Genomic DNA, 11,320 nt, shown 5'->3' with positions numbered 1-11,320 from the left:
TTGTTATTGGCGATAAAACTTACATCTCCTGGGGTCCCCACAAAGTAATGTCTAAACTTTTTATCAAATCTCATTAGGTAAGTTTAGACGCCGAACGAGTTATCACTCGTTGCGGACGGACTTTGCTTCGAAGCTTATCGTCACTTTGTGGGGTGGAATAGCGGTCGCTCATCTTCGAGGTGCCTCGATAAAAGTTTTCTCATATATCTATACCATATTAAACATCTTCTCGATACCTATAACGGCTCAACTTCGCAAAAAGTTCAGATCTTACATGATATTTTTTAAAGTATTTTCTGGGAGTTGTCCGGAACTCATCTAAATGATGTGTAATTTGGGGGCCATCGGACTTATATGCCTTTATTTCCGGGGAAATGAGATGGAAAAAATTGGTACAGGCGCACGGGATGCTAGCATGGGATCTTTGGGCTCGGACAGTGTTGTTGGTGTTAGTTGGGTTTGGAGGGTCTCATTCTCTACACATTTGTATTAACTGGATAATGTACAGCTATTTAAGTGAAATTTCCTCGAAAACTTGATTTAACTGTAGAACATGTAGTTAAAATTGCCTTTTTTGTTCAGACCGGGTAAATTGGTCAAAATTAACTGCAGGTTTTCCATTTATTCTGTGTTTGGGCGGAAAACCCCAATATTAAACTGGATAAAATCCATCTATTCATCTGGCACAAAGGAGAATTACGAAACTTACATCCGATCAACTCACCATTCTGACTTATCAACTCATGCTCATACTTCTACTTTCTCCACTCACATCATCTCTACTGGCAGCAAGAAAAAGCCCTCCCTACATTTACGTAGGAAGGGCCTCTTAGGGTACGGATTATTGAATAATAAAATCCTTCGTCAAAGTAAAGACGCTCTCTATGCCTTTCAGCACCAAGTGCGGAACCACACCAAGCGCCACGCTGATTAGCGCACATAACCAAACGGTTATGCCTAATGGCACGGACACTTTGATCGCGGCTGGCTCGTAATCGCTGCGCATGAACATTTGACGCACGATGCTGAAATAGTAGTAGAACGAGACCACGCTGGTAGCAATCATTAGGGATCCAAGCCAGTATTGCTGCGTCTGCATCGTCCCTAAGATAATGTAGAGTTTACCGAAGAATCCACCTGATAAAGGAATACCAGCTAAGGATAGGATCAGCAAAACCATAGCTACAGCTGTTAAAGGTGCGCGATAGTACAGACCCGCGAAGCCCTTGGCTTCGGTATGACCCTCAGCCTGCTCGATTATCATCAGCACGGCGAAAGCTCCGATGTTCATAAACATATACGCAATTAAGTAGAAAATGAATTCCGAGAAATTGGCATAATGCGTGGCCGAAAAGTACGTTCCAATCGGAACGAGTAGATAACCGGCATTCGCAATTCCCGAATAGGCAAGTAGCCTTTTCATATTCGTTTGCTTCAGCGCAATGAAATTCCCCACTACCATCGCAATAGCCGCCATAACGGATATCGCTAGGAACACATCGGATTGCAACTTACTCTCTCCGAAGTCGCTAAATCCGAACAGGACATAGAAGACACGGAACAAGATGGCGAATCCGGCCGCTTTGGACACGACAGCCAAAAATGCCGAAACAGGTGTTGGCGCGCCTTCATAGACATCCGGCGCCCAGCTGTGGAAAGGCGCTGCGGCAATTTTGAAACCGAATCCTGCCAGCAGCAAGAAGAAAGCAACGTAGAGCAATGGCTCATACGATGTGACCAACGTTGGGAGGGCTGCGCCAATCTCTTGCAGATTCGCAGAACCGGCCATTCCGTACAGGAAGGACATGCCATACAGGATAATCGCGGATGAAATACCGCCCATCACCAAGTATTTGAATGCTCCTTCATTGGATTTCTTGTCTTTCTTCTTCATTGCAACCATCAGGTAAGAAGTAATACTCAGTAGTTCCAACCCCACATAGAGTGTAATCAAATCACCCGATGACGACATGATCATCGCCCCTAGCGCAGCAGGCAAATAAAAGTAATAATACTCCCCGACATGCGGGATGCTATCCTCTTTCACGAAGCCTAAGCTCATGAAGACGATCAGCCCCGTACCGACGAGAGTAAACAATTTAAGTAAATTCGAGAAATCGTCGACGCGATAGCTTTGATTCAAAAGTTGAATCGCTTCTTCCGGATTCAGCTGCAAGACAACGAACACGGCAGAAATCGCGATGCCGACTAGGGTCAGCCATCCGATAATCGAACGACTGAATCGGTTCGGCAGAACCAAATCCAAGAGAGATAGGATGATCGCGGTTGCAACCAGCGCAAGCTCAGGGAGCAGATGCAATAAATCACTAGCATGGAGTCTAATCTGTTCCACTGGACTAACCTCCTATCTTCCCGGCTACGCTATGGATCAATTGATCCAAGCTGCCAATGGTTTGTTGAAGCGGCTGACTCAGCACGCTTGGGTACACGCCCAGCAAGAGAATGAACGCGACCAAGGTAATCATCGGCACAGCCTCGATGAGACGCGCGTCGCGCATCCCTTGCTGCAGTAAGCTCGGCTGCTTAGGGCCGAACGTGATGTTCAGTACCCCGCGCAGCACGTAAACCGCTGCGAAGATAATACCCAGTGTACCGACAATCGCGTACACACGGTGGGTTTCAAAGAGTCCGACGAACGCGAGGAACTCACTGATGAAGCCGGATAAGCCTGGCAATCCGAGCGAGGCCATGCCCCCAATCAGCAGAATACCGCTGATGAAGGGGATATTGCGAGCGAGACCGCCCAAGCGATCGAGCTGCGTGGTTTCGGTGCGCTCGTAGATGCTGCCGACGAGCAAGAACATCAGGGCTGAGATCAGACCGTGTGAGATCAGCTGGAACACGGCGCCTTGCAGACCTGCAATGTTGAACGCGGCAAGTCCCAACAGGACGATGCCCATGTGGCTGATACTCGAGTAGGCGAGCACGAGTTTGAAGTCCTTTTGGACCATCGCGAGCAATGCACCATACACGATGTTAATAACGCCGAGGAGCGCGAGCACCCACGCCCATTGCTGGGCTTCCGCTGGGAAGAACAGAATGCCGAAACGGATGAGGCCGTAGGCCCCCATTTTGAGCAAAATCCCAGAGTGAATCATAACGACAGCAGGCGGAGCCTCTGTATGTACTTTCAGCATCCACGTATGAAACGGGAAGATCGGCAGCTTGATCCCGAAAGCGACCAGCAGCATGATGAACACAGTCCATTTCATCGTTTGACTCATAAAGAACGGCGTACCGCTCTGATTCACATAAGCCTCAGGAGCCTGCAACAGATTATGCGCAATCGTATGAATGTCGCCGCTATAGTAAATGATAGCCTCTGTCTGCGATGGATCTTGGTTAAATCCTGCAGTCGTAACCAGAATCAGGAAGGCAATCAGCATAATCGCTGAGCCTAGACCGTTATACAGCAAGAACCGATTAGCCGCCTGTTCTCGGTTCATATACCCCCAAATTCCGATCAAGAAGAACATCGGCACGAGGGTAATTTCAAAGAACAGGAAGAACAAGAAGAGATCCTGTGCCATGAATACACCGAACATACCCGTTTCTAGCAAAAGGAACAAAATGAAATACGTTTTCCAGCGTTTCTTAATGTAAACGGAGGCTAATGCAGCCATCGACGAGATTAGCGCTGTTAGAAAGACGAGCGGCAACGAAATGCCATCGACAGCTAACGAATATTTAAACTCGAAGAAAAATTGTGTGATTTGCTGAATACCCTCGTGGTTTAATGGGACTTTGATCCAACTCAGCTGTTCTTTGTACTGAAGTGGATCCCCTTGATAGTTATAGTCCACATACAACCATGCTGCCAAAATCAGCGGAATTAGCGTCGTGACGATACCAACAGTTTTGATCAGACGTCCACGATCTCCTCGAAGGAAGAGCAGGACAAGCACACCAAGCAGAGGTGAGAAGGCAATCATACTAAGAATGGGTAAGTTAGCCGGCATGTATGAACCTCCTTCCTGCAATGGCAAGTGCCAGAATCAGCATCCCGAGAAGCATGATGACCCCGTAGGACTGCAGTTGACCATTTTGGAGTCGGGAGCCTAAGCGTCCAAGACTAACCACCGTGAAAGCAACTAAGCGAACAATCCCGTCAATGATGTAAATATCAATCAATTCCAGGATGAAGCCTAGACCGCGAAGCGGTTTGACTACTATGACATCATAGATTTCATCAATGAAATATTTGCGATTAAGCAGCGTATATAACCAAGGCATTTTACCTGAAACAATGTCCCGAGGAATGGTGCGTTTGAGGTAAATCAGATAGCCCAGTCCGATTCCTAACAAGCCAGCTAAAGTGGACAAAATAATAACCGTCCAATTGGCCGTCTCCTCATGCTCCTGCCCTGTCAGCCAGTGACCCAGCCATTCGTTGAATGGTGTATTCACGAAGCCTGCAACGACAGCAAGCACAGCAAGCACGATAAGCGGTGTCGTCATGGAAGCCGGTGATTCGTGCGGCTCATGCGCGTGATCATGCTCATGAGCATCGTGATCCTCCGAAGCCACTGCTTTCGGTCTAGGCGAGCCCATAAACACGAGGAAGAACAGGCGTGACATATAGAAAGCGGTGAAGAATGCCGCAATCACACCGACCCAGAACAGAAGCTGATTATGCTCGTACGCTTCGGTGAGAATCATATCCTTCGACCAGAAACCTGCGAATGGGAATATTCCGGCTAATGCCAGCGTTCCGATCGCGAAGGTCCATGTCGTGATTTTCATTTTGCGGGATAAGCCGCCCATTTCGTTAATGTCCTGCGTATGTACCGCGTGAATCACACTACCTGCACCCAAGAAGAGCAGCGCTTTGAAGAAGGCATGTGTAAACAAGTGGAACATTCCTGACGTAATTGAAACGCCAATCCCCAGCGCCATCATCATATAACCGAGTTGACTCACCGTCGAGTAAGCAAGAATTCGCTTAATATCGTTCTGCGCAATACCGATTGTTGCTGCAAAAATGGCGGTAAACCCACCTACATAAGCAACTACCATCAACGCATCCGGTGAGGCGTGGAAAATATCAAACGTCCGTGCCACAAGGTACACCCCAGCAGCAACCATCGTTGCGGCATGGATCAGCGCCGAGATTGGCGTTGGCCCTTCCATTGCATCTGGTAACCATGTGTGCAGCGGGAATTGACCAGATTTACCCATCGCCCCGATAAAAATCAAAACTGCGATCCATGTGACGATCGTAGGGTCAATTTTGCCTGTGGTAAAGGCGTTATGTATGGATGTGAAATCTAGCGCGTGTCCTGGCATGTATAGATACAACAACAGGATCGCGATAAACAAGCCCACATCCCCGATGCGGGTGACGATGAATGCCTTTTTGGCGGCAGCCTTCGCCTCTGGCTTGAAGTACCAGAATCCGACGAGCAAGAAGGAACATACTCCTACTAACTCCCAGAAGATGTAAAGCTCTAGCATATTTTCAGAAATAACAAGACCTAGCATGGAGAAGGAGAACAGCGCAATATAGCCGAAAAACACGTGAATACGCTCGTCGCCTTTCATGTAGCCTTTGGAATAAATGTTCACCAACAGTGAAACCAGCGTGACGATTACGAGCATCAGGGAGTTAAGATTGGTAACCTCAAACCCCATTTTCAGCGTAAAATCGCCCACTTGCAGCCAATTCATTTTATCCCATGTGAAATCCTCAACATTGCCGCCAATCCGCTCCACGAAAATGAGCAAAGCCACAATGAACGAAAGCAGCATCGCAAAAATGCTAATGTAAATCCCTAAATCTTTCAGTTGACGCCCCATTGCCGTAAGCGCTAGAAAAGCAAGCAACGGAAACAATGGAATGAGCCAGGCGTACTGTGAATAGTCCGATACCATAGCCTTGTTAGCCTCCTAGCGCTTCATAGAATCCAGATCTGTCACTTCAACAGTGCCTTTATTCCGGTAAATCGTGATCAATATGGCAATCCCCACAGCTGCCTCAGCCGCTGCAATCGTAATGTTAAAGAGGGAGAAGATATGCCCCGTTAATGCTGGGTGATCTCCTAGCTTCGAGAAGGCAATCAAATTCAAGTTCACCGCATTGAGCATAAGCTCGATGGAGAGCAAGACGATAACCCCGTTTTTCTTCGTTAATGCACCGTACAGTCCAATGCAGAATAGGATCGCCGCCAATGTAAGATAAGGAGTAATTAAGTTACCCAACGCTAATCCTCCTCTCTCTTCGCAACTACGATGGCACCGATGAACGCTACCGTCAGCAGCACAGACATGATTTCGAAGGGAATGACATGCACGTTATACAGCAGCTTCCCAATTTCGAGGGTATTATCCTTGCCAGCATCCAATGCCCCTGAAGAGACGAAGGTCGATTTCTGAATCGCATAGAACAAGACGCCGAACAATCCAACCGCTCCGAGAATGGCCAAGCCTTCATGCCATGGGCGCTTAGGGCCCTCGTCTTCACCCTGTCTATGCTTCGTCATCATAATGCCGAAAATCATCAGAATCGAGATGGCGCCGGCATAAATCAAGACCTGCACGAAAGCGACAAACTCCGCTTCAAGGATGACATACAAGCCAGCCAAGCTGATAAACGTGAGGGCCACTGCAACAACCATGTGCACGACTTTCGTAAAAGAAATCATAAAGATCGCCCCGCCGATCGCGAGTAACGCGAAGATGAAGAACGCCCAGCTCGTACCGCTGGTTAAGAAATCGCCGAGTCCACTAAACATCTTTCTTCGCGCCCCCTTTAGGCATCGCAGAATTGTTTTCTTGACGAATGTTTTGTGTGTTGTTGCTCAGCCATTCCATATTTTTGAACAAATCATCCCGACTGTAGCTGCTGAGCTCAAAATTGTTAGTCATTACGATCGCTTCTGTCGGACACACTTCTGTGCAAAGGTCGCACAGAATACAAATTTCGAAGTTGATGTCATACGTATCAATGACCTTCCCCTTTTTCTCAGGGTCTGGGTTCGCTTTTCCAGTTAACGTAATACACTCCGTCGGGCACACACGCGCACATTGATTGCACACAATGCATTTCTCGGGATCAAAGTATTGAATACCACGAAAGCGATCCGGCATTTTAATCGGAACTTCCGGGTATGCGTACGTTACTTTCTTCTCAGTCAAATGCTTGAACGTGAAGCCTAAACCTTTCATAATGCCCTTCATGTGTTTCAACTCCTTCAAGTTTTGCGTTAGCAAAACTAACTTCGAAAGCATGGACTTAAAGTTTTGCGGAGGAAAGATCCGACCATGATCAGCTATCTAGCTTGCTTAAAAAATGGTCATGATAATCGCCGTCACCAGCATGTTGACCAGTGCCAGTGGAAGCAACACTTTCCAGCCGAACCCCATCAATTGATCAATTCGAACACGTGGCAGTGTCGCCCGCAACCAGAAGAGGAAGAACACGACCGATGAGAATTTCAACAGGAACCAGATGACGCCTGGAATGAAATCAAGGAATCCGAACGGCGCATGCCATCCACCAAGGAAAATCAGACTGACGAGTGAAGCAATGACGAAGACGTACACATACTCGGATAGCATGAAGAAAGCGAAGCGGAAACCGCTGTATTCCACATGGTAGCCCGCAACGAGCTCAGATTCTGCTTCTGGCAAGTCAAACGGCGTACGATTAAGCTCCGACACACCTGCAATCACGAAAATAATGAAACCCAGGATCTGTGGAATGAAATTCCAGTGCCAGAAGCCGCCTGTTTGATGATCGACAATCGTATGCAGATTCAGGCTGCCCGTCATCATAATTACACCAACAACCGAAATAACTAACGGAACTTCATAACTAATCATTTGAGCTGCCGAACGCATTCCGCCCAGCAACGCATATTTATTGTTGGATGCCCAACCGCCCAGAATAATTCCGATGGTTGAGATCCCTGTTAGTGCCACGTAATAAAGCAATCCCACATTTAAATTCGCACCAAACATCCGATCTGAGAACGGAATGGTCGCAATAATCGTAAAGGACGGGATAAAGGTAATAATCGGTGCGAGAATGAAGAGCTCACGCTCGGCTTTCCGAGGAATCGTATCTTCCTTGATGAGAAGCTTGAGTACGTCGGCGACGCTTTGCAGCAGCCCAAAAGGTCCAGTCCGGTTTGGCCCGATCCGCAGCTGCATCCAGCCGATGACCTTACGCTCGAAGTAGATCGCGTAGGTAACGAACCCTAACACGAGCATGAGCATCACGATGCCCCAGAATAGGAATACGAAGAAGTTCGTCCATGTCAGACTCTCCTCCAATAAATTGACCATTAGGCATCCACCTCCCCAACGACAATATCGATGCCGCCCAGAATCGTAATTAGATTGGTCATCGATTCCCCGACCAGAAGCTTGGGCAATATTTGCAGATTCACGAAGGACGGCCTGCGGAATTTCAAGCGGTACGGCTCTTGTTTACCTCGGGAAATAATATGGCAGCCAATTTCCCCACGCGGAGACTCAATTGCTGCATAAATTTCGCCTTCTGGCGGGCGAATGACTCTAGGCACTTTGCCCATCGTCTCGCCGCCCTCAGGAAACACATCTAAAGCTTGCTCCAAGATGCGGAGGGATTGTTTTATTTCTTCCATTCGGATTAAATAGCGGTCATAGCAATCCCCGCCACTGCGGACAGGCACATCGAACTGGAAGCGGCTGTACAGGCTGTAGGGCTGCGTTTTGCGAATATCCCAGTCTACACCCGTACAACGCAGGTTCGCCCCGCTAAGGCCATACGCAATGGCTGTCTCAGCGTCATATTTACCTACACCCTTGATCCGTGAGAGGAATATCTCATTTCCAGTTACAAGCGTGTGATACTCTTCTAATTTGCCGTACATATACGGCACGAATTTCCGTACCTTCTCGATCCAACCGTCTGGTGCGTCCCATTTCACGCCGCCTACACGCATGTAGTTGTACGTTAAACGCGCTCCACACAGTTCGTTGAATAGATCGATAATGATTTCGCGGTCACGGAACGCATACAAGAACGGACTCATCGCTCCGATATCCAGTAGGTACGTTCCCCACCACACCATGTGAGAGGCGATACGCTGCAGCTCCATCACGATTAAGCGAAGAAATTCCGCTCGTTCGGGTATTTCGAGTTGCATCATTTTCTCTACGGCGTTAACTAACGCATAGTTGGTCGTCATCGCCGATACATAATCCATACGGTCGGTATATGGGATGATTTGGGTATAGCTGAGGTTCTCAGCCAATTTCTCTGTTCCTCTATGTAAGTAGCCCATAACGGGTATTGCTTCTCGAATGATTTCACCATCCAGCTTTACAATCACGCGGAAAACGCCGTGTGTACTTGGATGCTGAGGACCAACGTTTAACAGGAGCTCTTCTGTCCGTAACACGTGCTACACCTCCGGGTCAAGCGGTTCGTAGTCTTTGCGCAGTGGATGACCCACCCAATCATCAGGCATCATGATCCGTACTAAGTTCGGGTGGCCAGGGAAGTCGATGCCGAAAAGGTCAAAGGCTTCGCGCTCGTTCCAGTTGGCCGTCGGCCAGACATCAGCTACCGAAGGTATGCTAGGTTGCTCACGGTCTGTCTTCACCTTCACACAATACTCATGCTTGTGTGTAAGGGAAAGCAGATGATACGCCACCTCGAGGTGCGTTTCTTGGTCCACACCGGAGAGATTACGCAAGTAATCACAGCGCAGCTCGGCGTTATCTCTCAGCGTAAGCGCGGCCTGCGGCCAGCGCGAGCTGTGAATGACAACGTAAGGACGATGCGCGTCCCTTTCGTTGATGAAGGATTCGACGACGGCGTCTTCGCCTGCCTCGGCCTTCAAGATCGCAACCAGCCGGTCCAGCAGCGGCTGGTTCGGTGATGGCTCCTTCGGCGTGGCTGGATCCGCCGATTCGGGCTTCGCTCCGCGTGCTGCGGCTCGCGCGGCGCGGGCTTCTGCGGCGGCCTGGGCTTTGGCCGCCTTCTCTTCGTCAGAGCCAGCGTCTGCGGACGCTGGCGTTGCTGCCCCAGCGGGGGCAGGCTCGCCCGCCTCAGTGGCCGCGCGCGCTGCGAGGCGCGCGGCTCTTGCCGCGGCGCGCTCTGCCGCCGCGTCCGTGGCTGGCGTGCTTGCGCCAGCAGGCGGCTCGCTAGCTTCCGCTTTGCTCTCTACACTGCCCTCAGAGGTGCTGCCCGCATTGCATTCCTCTTTCTCATCCTCACCAACAGGAGGAGTCGGAACCGTGGTTTCTTCCGGCTTGTTCTCCTCGCTCATCGATTGATCACCTGCTTCCCAGTCTTCGCTTCATAACGAATCTTCTCCTGAAGCTTGTTGATACCATAGATAAGCGCAGCTGGATTCGGCGGACAACCTGGGATATACACGTCCACAGGAACGATTTGGTCGACACCCTTCACGACCGAATACGATTTCACATATGGTCCGCCTGCTGTTGCACAGGAACCCATCGCGATAACCCACTTCGGTTCAGGCATTTGTTCATAAAGACGGCGCAGCAAAGGAGCCATTTTCTTCGTAACTGTCCCTGCTACAATCATGACATCTGATTGTCTAGGTGACGTACGGAAGATGACTCCGAATCGGTCTAAATCATAGTGAGAACCGCCTGTTCCCATCATTTCGATCGCGCAACAAGCCAAGCCAAAGGTTAATGGCCAAAGCGAATTACTGCGAGCCCAAGCTTTTACCTGCTCCAGTGTTGTCATAAATACATTACGGTTTATTTCTTCCCGTTCCTCGGGAGAGATTGACTCTAGACTGAAGTCCATCGCAGCACCTTCTTCTTCCAAGCGTATATTAATCCTATGGCAAGCAAGGCAACAAAAATACACATTTCAATTAAAGCAAATAAACCAAGTTGATTAAAGGCAACTGCCCACGGATAGAGGAATACGGTCTCCACATCAAAGATGACAAACATCAAAGCGTACAAATAATATCGAATGTTAAACCGGATTTGTCCCTCACCTACAGGTTCATTCCCACTTTCATACGTCGTATACTTCTCTTCGATGGGTTTACTCGGTCTTAACCATTTGCCAATCGTCAGCGCTGCTATGGGGAGGAAAATACCTAACCCTAGAAAAACCGCTACGATTACATAGTTATTTGTATACATCATGTGAATGTAACCGCCTCCATTTCTTATTTGCATTCCTTACGATTTCGGTAGTTTTGGTAATAATCACCTTTATTAGTATAACAAAAAGGGGTTTAGGCGTCGACATTAATTCTTTCCATGTATGAGTAGCATTTCACAAAAGTGAGTAATACTATTCACTGGGCATTCAGGT

11 protein-coding genes are annotated in these 11,320 nt (G+C 48.6%); all 11 read right to left on the bottom strand.

All coding sequences use genetic code 11. The annotated features are described in order from the left end of the window. Positions 1-841: 841 nt before the first annotated feature. Positions 842-2,353 carry an NADH-quinone oxidoreductase subunit N gene (locus ACSQ8P_RS00300; RefSeq protein ID WP_436233403.1) on the bottom strand — a complete coding sequence of 504 codons (1,512 nt, stop codon included), beginning with the start codon at positions 2,351-2,353 and terminating at the stop codon, positions 842-844. A 4-nt stretch (positions 2,354-2,357) separates the two neighbouring features. Continuing rightward, complete coding sequence (locus ACSQ8P_RS00295; RefSeq protein ID WP_436233402.1) at positions 2,358-3,980, bottom strand: complex I subunit 4 family protein; 1,623 nt, start codon at positions 3,978-3,980, stop codon at positions 2,358-2,360. Continuing rightward, positions 3,970-5,892, bottom strand: a complete 1,923-nt coding sequence (gene nuoL, locus ACSQ8P_RS00290) for an NADH-quinone oxidoreductase subunit L (RefSeq protein ID WP_436233401.1) — start codon at positions 5,890-5,892, stop codon at positions 3,970-3,972. The genes ACSQ8P_RS00295 and nuoL overlap by 11 nt, the downstream gene beginning before the upstream one ends. Positions 5,893-5,907: 15 nt before the next feature. Next, a complete protein-coding gene (gene nuoK, locus ACSQ8P_RS00285; protein ID WP_056611652.1) occupies positions 5,908-6,219 on the bottom strand; it encodes an NADH-quinone oxidoreductase subunit NuoK in 312 nt (103 codons plus the stop codon). 2 nt (positions 6,220-6,221) lie between these two features. Then, positions 6,222-6,752 (bottom strand): NADH-quinone oxidoreductase subunit J, encoded by a 531-nt coding sequence (locus ACSQ8P_RS00280; RefSeq protein ID WP_436233400.1) that lies wholly within the window; start codon positions 6,750-6,752, stop codon positions 6,222-6,224. Continuing rightward, a complete protein-coding gene (nuoI, locus tag ACSQ8P_RS00275; protein WP_056611658.1) occupies positions 6,745-7,197 on the bottom strand; it encodes an NADH-quinone oxidoreductase subunit NuoI in 453 nt (150 codons plus the stop codon). The genes ACSQ8P_RS00280 and nuoI overlap by 8 nt, the downstream gene beginning before the upstream one ends. A 105-nt stretch (positions 7,198-7,302) precedes the next feature. After that, positions 7,303-8,307, bottom strand: coding sequence for an NADH-quinone oxidoreductase subunit NuoH (gene nuoH, locus ACSQ8P_RS00270; protein ID WP_436233399.1), 1,005 nt, complete (start codon positions 8,305-8,307; stop codon positions 7,303-7,305). Continuing rightward, a complete protein-coding gene (locus ACSQ8P_RS00265) occupies positions 8,307-9,407 on the bottom strand; it encodes an NADH-quinone oxidoreductase subunit D (protein ID WP_436233398.1) in 1,101 nt (366 codons plus the stop codon). The genes nuoH and ACSQ8P_RS00265 overlap by 1 nt, the downstream gene beginning before the upstream one ends. A gap of 3 nt (positions 9,408-9,410) precedes the next feature. Beyond that, positions 9,411-10,280 (bottom strand): NADH-quinone oxidoreductase subunit C, encoded by an 870-nt coding sequence (locus ACSQ8P_RS00260; RefSeq protein ID WP_436233397.1) that lies wholly within the window; start codon positions 10,278-10,280, stop codon positions 9,411-9,413. Beyond that, a complete protein-coding gene (locus tag ACSQ8P_RS00255) occupies positions 10,277-10,795 on the bottom strand; it encodes a NuoB/complex I 20 kDa subunit family protein (protein ID WP_056611667.1) in 519 nt (172 codons plus the stop codon). Before ACSQ8P_RS00255 ends, ACSQ8P_RS00260 begins: the two co-directional genes overlap by 4 nt. Next, positions 10,780-11,145, bottom strand: coding sequence for an NADH-quinone oxidoreductase subunit A (locus tag ACSQ8P_RS00250; protein ID WP_436239417.1), 366 nt, complete (start codon positions 11,143-11,145; stop codon positions 10,780-10,782). The genes ACSQ8P_RS00255 and ACSQ8P_RS00250 overlap by 16 nt, the downstream gene beginning before the upstream one ends. Between the last annotated feature and the right edge of the window lie 175 nt (positions 11,146-11,320).

The organism is Paenibacillus sp. LjRoot153, assembly GCF_964253085.1.
In the GTDB taxonomy this organism is placed as follows: domain Bacteria; phylum Bacillota; class Bacilli; order Paenibacillales; family NBRC-103111; genus Paenibacillus_E.
Note: the sequence above shows the minus strand (reverse complement) of the source record. Positions and strands in the feature narration are given on the sequence as shown.